The sequence below is a fragment of the Methylobacterium sp. 4-46 genome (assembly GCF_000019365.1).
In the GTDB taxonomy this organism is placed as follows: Bacteria; Pseudomonadota; Alphaproteobacteria; order Rhizobiales; family Beijerinckiaceae; genus Methylobacterium.
Genome location: NC_010511.1, coordinates 6,680,821 through 6,697,334, shown reverse-complemented (window position 1 = coordinate 6,697,334; position 16,514 = coordinate 6,680,821). Strand labels below are relative to the sequence as shown.

At 72.7% G+C, this 16,514-nt stretch carries 12 protein-coding genes; 11 read left to right on the top strand and 1 reads right to left on the bottom strand.

Annotated features, from left to right (window positions below; translation table 11 throughout):
* The first annotated feature begins 203 nt into the window (after positions 1-203).
* The 10 genes from M446_RS29435 (at position 204) to M446_RS36050 (ending at position 14,477) form a co-directional block, all read left to right on the top strand.
* Positions 204-1,373 carry a glycosyltransferase gene (locus M446_RS29435; RefSeq protein WP_012335747.1) on the top strand — a complete coding sequence of 390 codons (1,170 nt, stop codon included), beginning with the start codon at positions 204-206 and terminating at the stop codon, positions 1,371-1,373.
* Positions 1,374-1,398: 25 nt separating this feature from the next.
* The gene (locus M446_RS29430; RefSeq protein ID WP_265576461.1) at positions 1,399-3,582 is read left to right on the top strand and encodes a GumC family protein; all 2,184 of its coding nucleotides are present in this window, start codon (positions 1,399-1,401) and stop codon (positions 3,580-3,582) included.
* Positions 3,582-4,736, top strand: coding sequence for a glycosyltransferase (locus M446_RS29425; protein WP_012335745.1), 1,155 nt, complete (start codon positions 3,582-3,584; stop codon positions 4,734-4,736). Before M446_RS29430 ends, M446_RS29425 begins: the two co-directional genes overlap by 1 nt.
* Positions 4,733-6,112: a hypothetical protein gene (locus tag M446_RS29420; protein ID WP_012335744.1), complete on the top strand. Its 1,380-nt coding sequence runs from the start codon at positions 4,733-4,735 to the stop codon at positions 6,110-6,112. Before M446_RS29425 ends, M446_RS29420 begins: the two co-directional genes overlap by 4 nt.
* Positions 6,109-7,773 (top strand): lipid II flippase MurJ, encoded by a 1,665-nt coding sequence (locus M446_RS29415; protein ID WP_012335743.1) that lies wholly within the window; start codon positions 6,109-6,111, stop codon positions 7,771-7,773. The genes M446_RS29420 and M446_RS29415 overlap by 4 nt, the downstream gene beginning before the upstream one ends.
* A gap of 4 nt (positions 7,774-7,777) precedes the next feature.
* Complete coding sequence (locus tag M446_RS29410) at positions 7,778-8,827, top strand: polysaccharide deacetylase family protein (RefSeq protein WP_012335742.1); 1,050 nt, start codon at positions 7,778-7,780, stop codon at positions 8,825-8,827.
* Positions 8,820-10,004, top strand: a complete 1,185-nt coding sequence (locus tag M446_RS29405; protein WP_012335741.1) for a glycosyltransferase — start codon at positions 8,820-8,822, stop codon at positions 10,002-10,004. Before M446_RS29410 ends, M446_RS29405 begins: the two co-directional genes overlap by 8 nt.
* Before the next feature lie 240 nt (positions 10,005-10,244).
* Positions 10,245-11,549, top strand: coding sequence for a glycosyltransferase family 4 protein (locus M446_RS29400; protein ID WP_012335740.1), 1,305 nt, complete (start codon positions 10,245-10,247; stop codon positions 11,547-11,549).
* A 335-nt stretch (positions 11,550-11,884) separates the two neighbouring features.
* Complete coding sequence (locus M446_RS29395) at positions 11,885-12,418, top strand: CYTH domain-containing protein (RefSeq protein ID WP_012335739.1); 534 nt, start codon at positions 11,885-11,887, stop codon at positions 12,416-12,418.
* Between the two features lie 559 nt (positions 12,419-12,977).
* Positions 12,978-14,477 carry a sulfotransferase family protein gene (locus M446_RS36050; RefSeq protein WP_012335737.1) on the top strand — a complete coding sequence of 500 codons (1,500 nt, stop codon included), beginning with the start codon at positions 12,978-12,980 and terminating at the stop codon, positions 14,475-14,477.
* Positions 14,478-14,780: 303 nt separating this feature from the next.
* Here M446_RS36050 and M446_RS29380 read toward each other — a convergent pair whose 3' ends face one another.
* Positions 14,781-15,533, bottom strand: coding sequence for a right-handed parallel beta-helix repeat-containing protein (locus tag M446_RS29380; protein ID WP_012335736.1), 753 nt, complete (start codon positions 15,531-15,533; stop codon positions 14,781-14,783).
* A 250-nt stretch (positions 15,534-15,783) separates the two neighbouring features.
* On the opposite strand from M446_RS29380, the gene M446_RS29375 reads away from it, so the two are divergent.
* Positions 15,784-16,476: a hypothetical protein gene (locus tag M446_RS29375; RefSeq protein ID WP_012335735.1), complete on the top strand. Its 693-nt coding sequence runs from the start codon at positions 15,784-15,786 to the stop codon at positions 16,474-16,476.
* The last annotated feature ends 38 nt before the right edge of the window (positions 16,477-16,514 follow it).

Here is a 16,514-nt window from a genome sequence, read left to right as displayed (position 1 = left end):
TAAATTTAATCCAGTCATCAGCACTGTCCTGACGGCGTCCAATATTGGGACACTCCGGCATTGGCAGGCGGTTTGCTCATATGTGCTGAAAGATCAAGTTTTCGCCGATCTGTTTCATCGCGTGTCAAGCCGGCGGGTTGCACCGTCGGCGGGACCGGCCGGACGAGCGGGGCCCGCGGGCCCGCGCCGAGGAGGGATGTTCCGTGCGAGTGGCCATCGTCCATGACTGGCTCTACGTCGTCGGAGGGGCGGAGCGCGTCCTGCGCGAGATGCTGGCCTGCTTCCCGCAGGCGGACGTTTTCTGCCTGTTCGACGTCCTCCCGGCCGAGGGCCGCGCGCGGATCGGCCTGCCGCGGACGCAGGTGAGCTTCCTGCAGCGGCTGCCCCTGCTCGGCCGCGCCCACCAGGCCTACCTGCCGCTGATGCCGCTGGCGGTCGAGCAGTTCGACCTGTCGGGCTACGACCTCGTGCTCTCGTCGAGCTACGCCGTGGCCAAGGGGGTGATCACCGGGCCCGACCAGGTCCACGTCGCCTACGTCCACTCGCCGATGCGCTACGCCTGGGACCTCCAGCACGCCTACCTGCGCGAGAGCGGGCTCGCCCGCGGGGTCAAGGGCGCCCTGGCCCGGGCCCTCCTGCACTACATGCGGCTCTGGGACGTCCGCACGGCGTCCGGGCCGGACGCGCTCGTCGCCAATTCCCGCTTCGTCGCCCGGCGCATCCGCAAGATCTACGGGCGGGAGGCGACGGTGATCCACCCGCCCGTCACCCTGTCGGAGCAGCCCCTGACCATGCCGCGCGGGCGCCACTTCCTGGCCGCGAGCCGGCTCGTGCCCTACAAGAACGTCGAGGCGATCGTCGACGCGTTCCGGCTGACGCCGGAGCTCGAACTCGTCGTGGCCGGGGACGGGTCGGAGGCGGAGCGCCTGCGCCGGCGCGCGGGCCCGAACGTCACCTTCGCGGGCTACGTCAGCGACGCGGAATTGCGGCGCCTGATGGCGACGGCGCGCGCCTTCGTGTTCGCGGCCGAGGAGGATTTCGGCATCGTCCCGGTCGAGGCCCAGGCCGAGGGCACTCCCGTGCTCGCTCTCGGCCGCGGCGGCGCCCGCGAGACGGTCCTGACCCAGGGCCCCGGGCGCACCGGCCTGTTCTTCGACGAGCCCAGCGCCGAGGCGATCGCCGCCTGCCTGCGCAGCTTCGTGGCGACCGAGGGGAGCTTCTCCCGCGCCGCCTGCCGGGCGCAGGCCGAGCGCTTCTCGGCGGAGCGCTTCCGGCGCGAATTCACGAGCTTCGTGGACAAGCAGGTCGCGACGCACGGTCCGCCGGCCTCCGCGCGGGAGCGGCACGTCTACGCGGTCGAGATGGTCGGCTGAGGGGAGCGAGGGCAGGGTGAGCATCATGCTGACCAAACCGGATGTCGGGATCCCGCCGCGGCCGGCGCCGCGGATCGGCGTGGCCACGCGGCTGTGGCGCCGGCGCGGCCTGTTCCTGACCGTGTTCTCGGCGGTGCTCGGCGCCGCCGTGGCGGCGCTCCTGGTGATCCCGGTGCGCTACGTGGCGAGCGGCTCGGTGATCGTGGCCGAGCCCGAGCCCGGCACCGCCGCCAATTCCGCCGCCTGGGCCCAGAAGGTCGGCGACCCGGCCGACCTCGAGAGCCAGCTCCTGGTGGTGCGCTCGCCCCGGATCCTGCGCCTCGCCATGACCCAGCCGGGCGTGGCGGAGGCGGCGCGGCGCGAGTGCCGGACGGAGGCCCGGGGCGGCCCGCTCGGGCTCGCCCGGGTGACGGGCGAGCCGGCCGCGGCCTGCGACGCCCTCGCGCCGGGGAGCGACGCGCTGTTCGACTACCTCGACCGGCGCGTGATGGTCGGGAATGTGGGCCGCTCGCGCGTCATCACCGTCGCCTTCCAGGCGCAGCTCCCGGACGTGGCCCAGGGCCTGACAAACGCGGTGATCACGGCCTTCCTGGACGACCAGCGGTCCGGCCTCGCCAAGTCCCGCGAGGCGGCGGCGTCCTGGATCTGGCAGGAGATCCGCCAGCTCGACCAGTCCCTGCGCGAGGAGGAGGAGCAGATCCAGGCCTATCGCCGCCGGCGGGGCCTGGTGCGCGGCGCGACGGCGCCGATCGCCTCGGAGAAGCTGACCAGCATCAGCCAGCAGCTGGCCAGCGCCGAGACGGCGCGGGCCGACGCCGCCGCGCGCCTGCGGGAGATCAGCGCCGACCAGGCGCGCGGCTCGGCCGATTCGCCCGCCGTGCTGGCGAGCCGGACGATCGGCGACCTGAAGCAGCAATATGCCCAGCTCTCCGCCCAGCTCGCCAATGCGGAGACGACGCTCGGGCCCAACCACCCGACCATCCAGGGCCTGCGGCGCGAGCGCGACCAGGTCCAGGCCCGCATGAAGCGGGAGGTGGCGAGCGTCGCGGCGAGCGCGCGCCAGGTCTACGAGGCCTCGAACGGCCTCGTCGCCTCGCTCAAGCGCCAGCTCGACGCCGCCAAGGACGAGGTCGGCGCCGCCGCGGACGCGGAGGCGGCGATCGCCGCCATGGTGCGCAGCGTCGAGCTCAAGCGCGGCCAGTACACCGACCTCTACAAGCGGGCGAGCGAGCTCGAGACCGAGCGGCGCATCCTTACCGGGAGCACCCGGCTGGTGAGCCTCGCCGAGCTGCCGACCCGGCCGTTCTTCCCCAAGCGCCTGCCCTTCCTGGCGGCGGGCCTCACCCTCGCGACCCTCCTGGGGGCGGCCGCCGCCCTGCTGCGCGACCGCACCGACGGCACCGTCCGGGCCGCCCACGCGATCGACGAGGTCGCCGGCACCACGACGCTGGCGCAGCTGCCGCGGCTCTCCGCCCCGCGGCCCTTCCCGGGGGCCGAGCTGATCCCGGGCCGCCGCACCCTGCCGCTCGGCCCGGCCCTCTCGGGGGCGGCGCGGGACCCGAAGCTCCAGGCCGCCCTGCGCCAGCTCGCGGCGCAGCTCGCCCTGCGCCCGCCGGGCCGGACGCCGCGCAGCCTCCTCGTCACCTCGGCCTCCCCCCAGGAGGGCAAGACCTTCACCACCCTGGCGCTGGCCGCCCGGCTCGCCGCGAGCGGCCAGCGCGTCCTCGTGATCGAGGCCGACCTGCGCGCCCCGAGCATCGAGGCCGGGCTCGACCTGCCCCCGAGCCCGGGCCTCGGCGCCGTCCTGCGCGGGGAGGCGCCCGCCCGCGCCGCGATCGTGCGCAGCCGCCTGCCCGGCGTCGACGTGCTGCCGGCCGGGGGCCCGGTCGAGGATTCGACCGAGCTCCTCGCCGGCCCGCGCGTGGCGGGCGTCCTCGCCCTCGCGGAGGAGTACGACCTCGCGCTGGTCGACAGCCCGCCCCTCGGGGCCCTGATGGACGCCACCCTGCTGGCGAGGCGGGTCGAGGCCGTCCTGGTCTGCGCCCGCTGGGGCTGGTCGCAGGTCGAGGAGGCCGCGGCGGCGGTCGCCGGCGTCCGGGCGGCCGGCGGCACGGTCGCCGGCACGGTGATCACCCTGGTGCGGCCGCAGGACCAGGCGCTCTACGGCGAGCGGCCGGGCCCGGCCCGCACCTCCCTGGGAGCGGCGTGATGGCGTCCCCCCGCGTCCTGTTCGTCAACCATACCGCCACGATGGCGGGAGCCGAGCTGGTGCTCGCCGACGTCGTCGCGTCCTGGCGCGGCGCCACCGCCCTGCTGTTCGAGGACGGCCCCCTGGCGGCCGCGATGGCGGCGCGCGGCCTCTCGGTCGAGCGCGCGCGGGCGGGGGCGAGCCTCTCGGGCCTGCGGCGCGATTCCCCGGCCCTCGGCGCCCTGCCGCTCGCCGGACGGCTCGCCGGGCTCGTCCTGGAGATCGCCCGCCGGGCGCGCCGGCACGACGTCGTCTACGCCAATTCGCAGAAGGCCTTCGTGCTCGCCGCGGTGGCCACTGCGCTGGCGCGCCGGCCCCTGATCTGGCACCTGCACGACATCGTCGACGCGCATCATTTCGGCCGCGCCCAGCGCCGGCTCCAGGTCGGCCTCGCCAATGCCCGGGCGTCCCGGGTCATCGCGCCCTCGGGCGCGGTGGCGGAGGCCTTCGCGGCGGCCGGCGGGCGGCCGGACCTCGTCGCCCTGGTGCCGAACGGCCTCGACCTCGTGCCCGATCCGCGCCCGCGGCCGGAGCTGCGCCGCGCCCTCGGGCTGCCCGACGGCCCCCTGGTCGGCGTCTTCAGCCGGCTCGCCCCCTGGAAGGGCCAGCACGTGCTGCTGCGGGCCCTCGCGGCGCATCCCGGGGTCGGCGCGGTCGTGGCCGGCGCCGCCCTGTTCGGCGAGGACGCCTACGCGCGCGACCTCGCGCGGATGGCCGGGGAGCTCGGCCTCGCCGGCCGCGTGCACTTCCTCGGGCATCGGGACGACGTGCCCCGGCTGATGCAGGCGATGGACGCCGTCGTGCATCCCTCCATCCATCCCGAGCCCTTCGGGCGCACCCTGGTCGAGGCCATGCTGGCGGGCGTGCCGGTCGTGGCGACGCGCACCGGGGCGGCGGCCGAGATCCTGGACGAGGGCCGGGCCGGCACCCTGGTGCCGCCCGGCGACCCCGCCGCCCTCGCGGCGGCGATCGGGCGGGTCCTCGCCGGACGGGAGGGCACGGCCGCGACGGTGGCGGCGGCCCGGGAGCGGGCGCGGCGCCTCTACCCGGCCGACCGGATGCGGGAGGCGATCGCCGGGGTGATCGACCGGGTGGCCCGGGAGGCCCGCCCGTGAGGACGAGCCTCGCGGCGCCGGTCCTCGGCCCGATCTCCCTCACCGGCTGGCTCGCCGCCGCGCTGCTCCTCGCCGCCACGGCGCTGGCCGGGCCCCTGCTCGGCGGGGCGGCGCGGCCGGCCTTCATCCTCGGCTGCGCGGCCACCGGCTTCCTGGCGTGGCGGCGCTCGCCCGCCGACCACCTCCAGGCGGTGCTGCTGCTCTTCGCCTTCGCGCCCTTCCTGCGCCGGGTGGTCGACCTCGCGGCGGGCTACGACCCGAGCGGGCTGATGCTGGTCGGCCCGCTCCTGGCGATCCTGGCGCCGCTGCCGAGCCTCAGGAGCGCCCTCGACGGGGACCGGCCGCTGCCGCCCGCCCTCGCGGCGGTGCTGACGGTGGCGGCCTGCGTGACCTACGCCACCGCCCTCTCGCTGTTCCAGGGCGAGTGGCAGCAGGCCGCCACCGGCTCGATCAAGTGGTTCGCACCGCTCGTCTACGCGGCGGCCCTGAGCCTGCGCTCCGAGGCGGAGCAGCGCGCGCTGGTCCAGGCCGCCGCCTCGGTCTTCCTGGCGATCCTGCCGCTCACCGGGCTCTACGGCATCGTCCAGTACGTCGATCCCCCGGCCTGGGACCGCTACTGGATGACCCTGACCACGATCATGTCGGCCGGGCAGCCGGTGCCGTTCGGGGTGCGCACCTTCAGCACCATGAACGGGCCGGGGAGCTTCGCGAGCTTCACGGCGGTCGGCCTCGTCCTGGTCGGCTTCCTGCGCTCGGGCTGGGGGACGGCCCTGCTCGCCGCCCCGGCGGCCCTCTCGCTCCTGCTCTCGATGTACCGCACCGGGTGGCTCTTCCTCGCCGCCGCGGTGCTGTTCTGCCTCCTGTTCTCCGCCACCCGGGCCCGGGCGCTCGGCATGCTGGCGGGGGCGGCCGCGGCGGTCGCCGCCGCCGCGACGCTGACGCCCTTCGGCGAGGTGATCGGCGAGCGGCTCGCCAGCCTCGGGGACGGCGCCCAGGACGGCAGCGCCCGCGAGCGGCTGGAGCAGTACCTGGTGCTGTGGAACCAGCCCGACAGCGGCCTTGTCGGCAACGGCTTCACGGTCACGGACGTGGGCAGCGCGGGCGCGATGGCGATCGACGGCATGATCGTCAGCTGCTGGGTCACGATGGGGCTCGTGGTCGGCCTCCTCTGCCTCGCCGCCCTGCTCGCCGCGATCGGGCGGGCCGTCGACGGCGCGCGGCGCGACGGGGGGATCGAGGCGGTGATCGTGGGCGCCCTCGCCTGCGCGTCCCTGGTCCAGATCCCCCTCGGCAACGTGACCTCGGGGGAGCTCGGCCTCCTCTTCTGGACCTTCGCGGTGCTCAGCCCCGCCTCCCGCCCCCGAACCCGCAGGTGAGCCGCGTGAGGAGCCTGGTCCTGAGATCGGCCACCCGCGAGGGGCCGCCCCCCGCGGGGCCTTGCGACGGGGCGCCCCGCGACGGGGTGCCCCGCGACGGGGTGCCCCTTCTGGGCGGCCGCCGCTTCGCGGTGCTGCTGATGGGCGGCGCCCTGTTCAGCAAGCTCCTCGGCTTCGTGCGCGAGATCGTGATGGCGCACACGCTCGGCGCCTCGCTGGTGGCGGACGGGTTCCGGGGGGCGCTCACGGCGGTGCTGCTGCCCCTGGCGGTGCTCCAGAACGAGAGCGTGCCGGCGATCCTGGTGCCGATGTGCCGGGAGTGGCAGCGGACCGGCGAGGCCGGCGCGCGGCTCTGCGCGCTCACCCTGGCGCTCGGCGGCATCGCGCTCGGGCTGATGCTCGCCGTCCAGGCCCTCGGCATGACCTGGGTCGGGGCGATCGTCGGCGGGTTCTCGCCGGAGGGCCGGGCGCTGACGCTCGACTTCGTGCGCGTGATGGCGCTCGGCATGCCGGCCTGCGTGGTGCTGAACTGCCTGGCGGCGGGCGAGATCGCCCTCGGCCGCTCGCGGCTCACCACGATCCGGGCGAGCATCCTCAACCTCGCGGTGCTGACCGGGCTCGCCGTCATGGGCCTGACCGGCTCCGTGGCGGCGCTCGCCTGGTCCTTCACGATCGCCTTCAACGGGCTCGCGGCCTGCGCGGTGGCGTGGCTGTGGCGCGAGGGGCTGCTCGACCCGGCCGGCGCCCGGCCGGCCCTGATCCTGGCGGCCGGCCGGGACTTCCTGCGCGGCCTGCGCCCGCTCCTCGCCATCCCGCTCGTCGAGCAGGCCCACAACTGGATCGAGCGGCTCCTCGCCTCGCGGCTCGCCACCGGCACGGTCGCCTCGATGGATTACGCCCGCACCCTGACGGACAGCGCCCTGCTGCTGATCAGCCAGCCCCTCGGGCTCACCGTCCTGGCGGCGGGCCCGGCGGCGGACACGGCCCGCCAGGTCGAGCGGATCGCCCGCCCGATCCTGGCCGTGATGCTGCCGGCCTGCGTGTTCCTGGCGGGCTTCGCCCCGGAGCTCGCGCGGGTCGTCTTCGCCCGCGGCGCCTTCGGGGACGAAGCCGTCTTCCTGACCAGCGAGGCCCTGCGGGGCATCGCGGCCGGCCTCTGGGCCTCGACCCTCGGCTGGATCCTGATGCGCGTCCTCAACGGGGCCGGGCGCAACGGGGCGGCGGCGGGCGCCCTGACCGCGGCCTACCTCGCCAACATCGCGGTCAACCTCGCGACCTGCGCGGCGGCGGGCAACGGCCTCGCCGGCCCGATGATGCTGGGCCTCGGCGAGGCGGCCCGCGGCCTCGTGCTCCTCGCCGGGACCGGCCTGCTCCTCGGCTGCGCGCGGCCGCTCGTCCGGGCCACGCTGCTCGCCGCCGGTCCGGCCGCCGTGATGGGCCTCGCCGCGTGGCAGATCCCGCTCGCGGTCGCGGGGCCGCTGGCGCGCCTCGCCGCGGGCGCCGCCGCCTGCGCGGCCTGCATCCTGGTCGGCCTCGCCCTGGCGGCGCCGTCCCTTCGCGCAACCCTCGGCGCGGCGCGGCGCCGCCCCGCCCCGGAGAGCCCCGCGCGATCTCCCCGGCCCCGCGCCAGTGCCCCCCACCGATGCCCAGAGGAGGAGTGACGCGATGCCCACCTTCACCGCGGCCCGCCGGGACCTGCCGGGATTGCCCGGCTGGGACGCCCTCGCGCCGGGTCCGGCCGCCCTGCCCCGGGCCCTGGCGGCCCGCGCGGGCGCGCGGCTCGGGCCCCGCGGCTGCCTCCTGACCTTCCACCGGGCGGTCCGGGCGGAGGACTGGGCCGACATGCCGAATCGCGGCTTCCACCTCGATCTCGGCTATCTCGACCGGCTCCTCACCCATCTGCGCGCGACCGGCTGGGACGTCGTCACCCTCGACGAGGCCCTGCGCCGGGCGGCCGACCCGGACCATCGCGGCCGCTTCGTCAACGTCTCGATCGACGATTGCTACCGCGACACGGTCGAGGCGGTGGTGCCGCTGTTCCGCCGGCACGGCGTGCCGGTGACGCTGTTCCTCACCACCGGCATCCCGGACGGAACCCTGCCGCTCTGGGGGGCCGGGCTGGAGGATGTGCTGCGCGCGCGCGACGCGGTGCGCCTGCCCGGGGGCTCCCTGCCGCTGCCGGACCCGGCGGCCAAGCGCGCGGCCTATGCGCGCCTCGCGGCGGCGTTCGACGGCCCGCGGGCCGGGGCGCATTACCGGACCTTCTGCCGCCTCAACGGCGTCGACGAGGAGGCGATGCACTGGCGCCACGCCGTGACCTGGGAGATGCTCGCGCCCCTCGCGGACGATCCCCTGGTGGAGATCGGCGGCCATACGGTGAGCCATCCCCGCATCGCCGCCCTCGACCCCGAGGCCGCCTTCCGCGAGATCGCGGAGTGCCGCGAGCGGATCGGCGCGCGGCTCGGGCGGGAGGCGCGCCACTTCGCCTTCCCGTACGGGCGCCGGGGGGATTGCGGCCCGCGCGACTTCGCGCTGGCGCGCCGGGCGGGCTTCTCCAGCGCCGCGACCACCCGCAAGGGCCTCGTGCGCCGCGGTCAGGACGCCTGGAGCCTGCCGCGCAACACGCTCAACGGCGCCCGTCGCAGCCTCCTCGCCGCCGAGGCGCATCTCACCGGCGCCACCGGCGCCCTCGCCCGGGTACTTGGCCGTGACTGACAGGCTGCGCGTCCTCTCGATCGCCCACCCGGCCGTCAGCCGCGAGGCGGGCCGCCTGCGCTACGCGCCCTTCGCGCGGCGCCCGGACCTCGACGTGCACCTCCTGGTGCCGGCGCGCTGGCACCAGTTCGGCCGGGTGATCGAGGCCGATCCCCCGGACGATCCCGGCGTCACCGTGCACGTCGCGCCGATCCGGCTGCCGAAGGCGGGGCCGATGGGCTGGTACCTGCACGTCTATCCGGGAATGCGGCGCCTGATCCGGCGCCTGCAGCCCGACGTGGTGCATCTCTGGGAGGAGCCGTGGAGCCTCGTCGCGCTCCAGGCGAGCCTCCTGCGCGGGCCGGCCGCCCTGGTCCTGGAGGTCGACCAGAACATCCTCAAGCGCCTCCCGCCCCCCTTCGAGGGCGTGCGGCGCTTCACCCTCTCCCGCACGGACCACGTGCTGGCGCGCAGCCCCGACGCGGCGGAGGTCGTGCGCGCGGGGGGCTATGCGGGTCCGGTCAGCCCGATCGGCTACGGCGTCGACGCGGCGACCTTCCGGCCGGGGGCGGAGCTCCCGGCGGCGCCCCGCCCCCCGGGCGGGCCGCTGCGCCTCGGCTACGTGGGGCGCCTCGTGGAGGAGAAGGGGCTGGACGACGTCCTCGACGCCATGGCCCGCTGCCGGACGCGGGTGGAGCTCGCCCTGATGGGCGAGGGCCCGCACGAGGCCGGCCTGCGCGCCCGCGCGGCGTCCCTCGGGCTCGGCGACCGGGTGAGCTTCGCGCCCTGGGCGCCGCCGGCGGGCGTGGCGCAGTTCATGCGCGAGCGCGACGCGCTCGTCCTCCTCACCCGCACCACGAAGGCGGTGCGCGAGCAGTTCGGGCGGGTGATCATCGAGGCGCAGGCCTGCGGCGTGCCGGTGATCGGCTCGACCTGCGGTGCGATCCCGTCGGTGGTCGGGCCGGGGGGCTGGATCGTGCCGGAGCGCGACCCCGCCGCCCTGGCGCGGGTGCTCGACGAGGCCGCGGCCGACCCGGCGGAGCGGGCGGCCCGGGGCCTCGCCGGGCGCCGCAACGTCGCCGAGCGCTTCACCCAGGAGGCCGTCGCCGGCGCCCTCGCGCAGGCCTGGGCGGCCGCCGCGCGGGCGCGGGCGAGCGCGCCCCGGCCCGGGCCGGTGCCGCTCGCCGACCAAGCGTGATCGCGACGGCCCGGGATGCACCAGCACCGGGCCGTCCATCTCCTCGAAGGCGCCCGCGGATTCAGACCTTGGCAAGAGACCTTGGCAAGAGACCTTGGCAAGCATTCGAGAGAGAAGCCCGCTCTCATCAGGATCGGATGCCGGTCCGAGTCACCGGACTTGCAATCCAGGAACAGTGATTCCGTCCGCGTGCCGGTTCGACACAGCCGAGCGGCGGTTTCGATGGTGGAGTGTCCTGAGATGACGGCCGATCATCAGCTGGAAGCGGCACCCGTCTCGGTGCGGGACGGGGGGCCCGGACGGGGCGAGCGGGAGGCGCGGGTCTCCCCGGCGGGCGCGGCCGCGCCGCCGCAGGTCGTGCAGGTGATCCAGGAATTCAGCGCCGCGGGCGGCGCCGAGACCGTCGCCTGGGAGCTCGCCCGCACCTTCGCGCGGGCGGGGGTGCCCAACCACGTGATCGCCAACCGGGTGGCCGGGCGCGTCGAGGCGGGCATCACCGTCGAGACCGTGGCGCCCTGGCTCGCCCGGATCCCGACCCGCGGACCGCTGCGCCACCTCGGCCGCCTCCTCGTCGTGCCGGCCTTCACGCTCGCGGCCTCCCTGGCCCTGCGGCGCCACCGCGGGGCGGTGGTGATCAGCCACGGCGACAGCCTCGCGGGCGACATCCTGGTCGTCCACGCGGTCAACGCCGCGAGCCTGCAGGAGAAGCGGCAGGAGGGGCGCTGGCGCTGGCTGCTCAACCCGATGCACCTGTGGGTGGCGCTGCGCGACCGCCTGATGATCACCGGCGGGCGCTACGCCCGCTACGTCGCAGTCTCGCGGCGCGTGCGCACCGAGCTGCAAGTGCATCACGGCGTGCCGGCGCGGCAGATCGAGGTGATCCCGAACGGGATCGACCTCGCCCGGTTCCGCGGCGATCCGGAGGCGGGCCGGGCGATCCGGGCGGAGTTCGGCATTCCCGACGAGGCCAAGCTCCTGGTCTTCGTCGGCCACGAATTCGCCCGCAAGGGCCTGGCCCACGCCGTGGGGGCCCTCCGGCTGCTCGGGCCCGACTATTGGCTGGTGGTGGTCGGGTCGGACAACCCTGCCCCCTACCGCGACCTCGCCCGGCCCTGGTCCGACCACGTGATCTTCGCGGGGTCGCGCTCGGACGCGCCGGCCTTCTACGCGGCGGCGGACGCGCTGGTCCTGCCCTCCCGCTACGAGACCTTCTCGCTCGTCTGCATGGAGGCGATGGCCTGCAGCCTGCCGGTCTTCGCGACGGCGGTGGGCGGGATCGAGGATTACCTGCTGGAGGGCGTGAACGGGTACTTCATCAAGCCACTGGCGCACCAGATCGCGGCCACGATCGGGCGCGTCCTCTCCGACGCGGAGCGGGTGGCCGCCCTGCGGGCCGGCGCGCGGGCGACGGCCCAGGATTACGGCTGGGACCGGATCGGCCAGCCCTACCTCGCCCTGGTGCGGCGGATCGCGGCCGCCAAGCAGGCCCGCCGGGGCGAGGGTCTGCCGGAGAGCGCGGCTCCCGCGGGCCGGGGCCCCTCCTGATCCGGGATCCGCTTGATCGAAGCGGATCCCGGATCACGAGCCTGCGCGGCGCCTGAGCGAAGCCGACATCCGCATGGCCGAAATGGGAGATGGCGACGCAATCAACCGGATGGCGTATGAGGCGGGGCGCCCCGGAGCGCCCGCCGAGGGCGGCCGTGCCCCGCGGCGGACGGGCCTCGACGGCGCGGCGCGCCGGGGCGCACCTTACCGCGGTGCACCTGCCGAAGTGCACCTGCAGAAGCACACCTAGCGAGGTGCCAGCCGGGGGCGGCCGTGGTAAGCGGCCTCGCGGCGGGGCGGCGCGCCCCGCGGCGGATGACGGCGCGCGGGGACCGATGCGGTTCGAAGTGGAGCGGAAGTTTCTCGTGGCCGACAGCCGGTGGCGGCTGGCCGCGACGCCGCCGCGTCACCTGCGCGACGGCCTGATCAGCCAGGCGAACGGCGGCAAGGTGCGGGTGCGCCTCGACGGCAGCCGGGCCTGGCTCACCGTGAAGGGGCCGCGCCAGGGGCTCGGCCGGCAGGAATTCGAGTACGAGATCCCGCCCGCGGACGGGGAGGCGCTGCTCGCCGGCGTCTGCGAGGGCTGCCTGATCGAGAAGACCCGCTACGGCGTGCCGCATGCGGGGCGTCTCTGGGAGGTCGACGTGTTCCGGGGCGACCTCGCGGGCCTGATCCTGGCCGAGGTGGAGCTGGAGCACGAGGCCGCGCCCCTCGCGGTGCCGGACTGGGCGGGGCCGGACGTGTCGGGCGACCCGCGCTTCCGCCAGAGCGCCCTGCTGCGCCTGCGCGCCGCGACCGGCCGGCCGCTCACGCCGGAGACGATCCTGGGCAACCTGCCCCACCGGCTGGCGGCCGCGCCGGCGGCCTGAACCCGGGGCGGGTCCCGCGCGCCGCTGAGCCGTGGGCGCTGATCGGCGGGTCGTGCCGCGCGATCGGCCCGGCCGCGAGAGCAGGATCCGATCGCGCCGCCTTGTCTGCGCCGAACCGGCGGCCCCCGCGTCGGGGAATGCGCCAGCGCGACGGCCCGGGAGCGCAGGACCATCGCGCCGCGGGCCACACCCGCCTCGACAGGTGGGCGCCGTGCCCGATCGCCGCCGAGGGCCACGATGCCCACCGGCTGCGGGCTCATCCGCGGAAGGCGGGCATCACCCCGATCGTCCCCGGTCCGCGGGCTCGCAGGCCGAGGCCCCTCCCCGGCGAGCGCCGCGACCGCGAGCGCACCGAGGCCGCCCTCTGCCGCCCCGAGGATTGTCGCGGGATCGCCACTCGCTTCGACACGCTGGGACAAGCCGGCCCCTAACGTCGCGCTCGCCGCCGCGATCGGGCTCTGGTACTGACCGTGTCCGCACCCTATAGTGCTACATCGCCCAGTCGCCTATCCGCAATCCGGGCAAATACGGTGCATTATCGCGATCGGCATGCAAGCAGATGCAAGATGAGTCTTCCGATACCAGTAGCATTCTATCCGACGAGGAGACGCTGCTCCTTACGGAGCAAGCGGCGCTGGTGGAAAGCGGTTGCATCGTCGACCTGAGATCGTGCAGCAGGCAATCGGCACTCGCGCTCGCGACCGGGGTGGCGCGCAGGCCGCCGCAAAGCAGAACGCTGATCTATCGCATCGCTCCCCAGGGCCCGCACGCCGCACCCGTCGAGGGCCTGTCTCGGACAAGCGGCAGCGATGCGCCCGATTCCTCGTGCGAGAGGCCGGACCCGTTACGATATATTGTAGAGATAGATCTCGACTCTCGGCAGGCGGCGCATGTGCTGAAATGCCAAGTCGGACTTTTGTTCATGTGCGCCGGCACCGGCGAGAGCGGCGCCGTCGACGATCTGCGGGCCTGGTTGCCGCTGATTGCTCCCGGCGCAAGAGTCATCGTTCACGGGGACCTCGACGATCGGACGGGACCCGGATGCGCCCTCCCCGAGGGCCCGCACGGCCAAGACCTGCGCTGCACCTCCGCATCGGGAGCCATCAGGATTCTCGAGAAAGCGCCGCCGTCGCACGGCACGATCAGACCGGATTACAACAGAGCCGTTCACGACCGCATCGCGACTTTGGCCGAGCGCGCGGGCTATGAACCTTGGTTCGCGACCGCCAGGCTGGCTTACGGCAGTTACGTCTCCAGGAGACACAAGCTGGTCTATATCGAAACCCCCAAGGTTGCCTGCACGTCTCTCAAGTCGTTCTTCTCCTCGCTCGAAGGCGTCACGTTCGATCCGAGAGCGAGAAAGCCCTATCATAAAGAATCCAAACTTGGCATGCTCATTCATCAGAGAAAATATCTGGATATTCCGACTTTTCTCGAACTTACTATGCCTGAATTAGATGAAATACTTGAAAATCGAGCGTCTTGGTACAGATTTGCGATAAGCCGAAATCCCTACAGTCGCCTATTTTCATTTTTTTGCAGCAAGATCCTTACCAATGAGCCAGGCTACTCGGAGTTGTTTGACCGCTTCGGCCGGATAGGCGATGTCCACGACTTGCAGTCGCATTTTTCATCGTTCGTCACATATTTATCTGATAACTTCCAAGATTTCACGAGCCGTGAGGTCCATGTCAGGCCCCAGAAGGATCTGTTATTGAGTGATCTAATAAAATATAACAATATTTTCAAAATTGAGAAGTTCGAGGAACTCGTCGAGTCTTTAGCACTCAGGCTGGGCGATCACAGCTTGACGATCCCGCGAGAGAATAAATCTCTCATAGGCAATTGGAGCAGGTTCTACGAGGAAGGTACCGCGACAACCGTCAGCGAATTATATCGTGACGATTTCGCACATTTCGGCTACAGTTGTCAGATCGACGCGTGTGAGCGGACCGGGCGCCCCGACTCGGAGGCCGGGTTCGGCAGCGATCTCGACCTGCTCGGCGAGATCGTGTCGAGGAACGAAATGATCGACCACCTGTACACCTACATCCTGTAGCGAGACGCGGATCCTCGCCGAACGCCGGTCGGCTCACGGTCGACATCACACGACAACCCAAAGATGTCGGTGGCGGCCGTTCATGCCATCGCGGCCGGGTCGGGGCGATCCCCCGCGCCCGTCCCCGGGCGCCGGCGGCGCCGAGGGTCGCGCGGCAACGTCGAGGAACGCGAACAGGCTTCGGGCCGCAACCCGAGCGACGCAGGCCCCGGGGCGACGCGGGCGGCCCGTAGCCCGGGGCGGCCCCGGGCCGCGGCCGAGCGCGGCGCCGGGCACCGCCCTCGCGCGCCCGGTCCGCGCCTCCTACTGGAGGGGCGTGACCGAATTCGGTGTCCCGCCATTGAGAGCATTATCGCCATAGCTGCGAATGGTCGCGCCATTCGTGTTGAGAATGGGAGCTCCCAAGACCGTCGAGCGCCTCAACGCGATGATGCCGCCCGCCTGATCAGCCACAAGGTTTGCGGTCGAACTCGCGTCTACAACCACGTTATCCAGTACGACGCCGGCCAGTGTCGCGTTGGTTCCGATCGCGACGACGCCGCGCGCGTTGCTGTGTACCATGCTGTCCTTGACCATCACGCGGCTGTTTGACGACGAACTGACATAGATCCCGGCGTCCGTGAATCTCGAGATCTCGCAATCCTTGATCGTAACCTGCGCGGCGCTGATCACGTTGATGCCCCTGGTGCCGGTGCCGGCACCATCGATGCTGAGGCCGACGAGCGAGACGGTCGCGTTCGGCGCATTGACGACCACGCCCTGAACGCCGGACGCGAGCACGCCCGCCTCCGCGCCCCTGCCCCGGATCGTGATCGACTTCGTGATCGTGACCGACCCGAATCCGCCCGGATCCAACACGCTGATGATCCCGTCATTCGCCGTCTTGCTGATCGCTCCCGCGAATGTCTTGCATGGAGCAGTCCGGCTACACGGATTCGCGTCGTCGCCGACGCCCGACACCCAGGTGCGCGTCGCCTGCGCATTCGCGTGAGTTGCTTGGCACAGGATGAAACCCGCCACGCAAGCGATGAAGGTCGGTAAAGCTGATTTGCGCATTGCAGATTCTCCCCATCGCTGACCATGTACAACTGATTGCGCGGGCCCGCCTCGGAGGGTCTGAATTTCAACCAATCTGTTGTAATTCTGCCGCATTTGCGGATAGGCTCGGCGAGTGGCCCGTCACGGCGGAACGGGGCGAGTCGTGACCGGCCCTTGATCGCCGCGCGGGTCGCTCCGCGGAGATGTCCTGATCGTCGGTCCGAGGTGCCTCTCCACGGCGCGGTCATCCAACAGGCATGGGCGAGAGATGACGGATTGTCCGGCCGATCACGGCGATCAGCGAGTCTGGCACGTCGTCGGAGACAGCCACGTCGCCGCGATCGATCACGCGGCGAAGGCCGGCTGGCTGTCTCGCCGGTGCCGGTTCACCGAAGTTCCGGGAGCGACGGCCGTAGGCATGCGCAATCCCAACAGCCTGACCCACGCGCTCGAGATCTTCTCCCGTTCGCTCTTGCCGCCTCGCCCCGGGACCATCCCGCTGATCCAGCTCGGAGAAGTCGATTGCGGCTTCGTGATTTGGTGGCGCGCGAAGACATACGCCGAGACCATAGAGCACCAATTGCGGGAATCGGTCTGCGCATATCTTTCGTTCGTCGACCGGCTTCTCGGCGCCGGGCACAGCGACGTCGTCATCACAGGAGCGGCACTGCCCACCATCAGGGATGGAACCGTCTGGGGCGACATCGCGAATTTCCGAAAGGAAGTGGATGCCACTCTGAAGGACCGCACTGCGCTCACCATCGAATACAATGACCGTCTGAGATCCGGCGCAGCGCAACGGCAATGCGCCTTCATCGACCTGACATCGGACCTGCTTGATCCGGACACCGGCGTCATTTCTGAGTATTACAGGAACGAAGATCCGTCAGATCACCATATGCACCCTGAAAGAGTCGGAAAACTATGGGCTTATCACCTGAACAGCCTTTCAGGCCGGTGATTTTGCCGTGAGCGCAGAGATGATCGGTCCGACCCTGC

Excerpts from the sequence above, each read along its gene's own strand:
- M446_RS29430 (WP_265576461.1), top strand. The coding sequence starts at position 1,399 with ATGCTGACCAAACCGGATGTCGGGATCCCGCCGCGGCCGGCGCCGCGG.
- M446_RS29380 (WP_012335736.1), bottom strand. The coding sequence starts at position 15,533 with ATGCGCAAATCAGCTTTACCGACCTTCATCGCTTGCGTGGCGGGTTTC.
- M446_RS29400 (WP_012335740.1), top strand. The coding sequence starts at position 10,245 with ATGACGGCCGATCATCAGCTGGAAGCGGCACCCGTCTCGGTGCGGGAC.
- M446_RS29375 (WP_012335735.1), top strand. The coding sequence starts at position 15,784 with ATGACGGATTGTCCGGCCGATCACGGCGATCAGCGAGTCTGGCACGTC.
- M446_RS29425 (WP_012335745.1), top strand. The coding sequence starts at position 3,582 with ATGGCGTCCCCCCGCGTCCTGTTCGTCAACCATACCGCCACGATGGCG.
- M446_RS29395 (WP_012335739.1), top strand. The coding sequence starts at position 11,885 with ATGCGGTTCGAAGTGGAGCGGAAGTTTCTCGTGGCCGACAGCCGGTGG.
- M446_RS29410 (WP_012335742.1), top strand. The coding sequence starts at position 7,778 with ATGCCCACCTTCACCGCGGCCCGCCGGGACCTGCCGGGATTGCCCGGC.
- M446_RS36050 (WP_012335737.1), top strand. The coding sequence starts at position 12,978 with ATGCAAGATGAGTCTTCCGATACCAGTAGCATTCTATCCGACGAGGAG.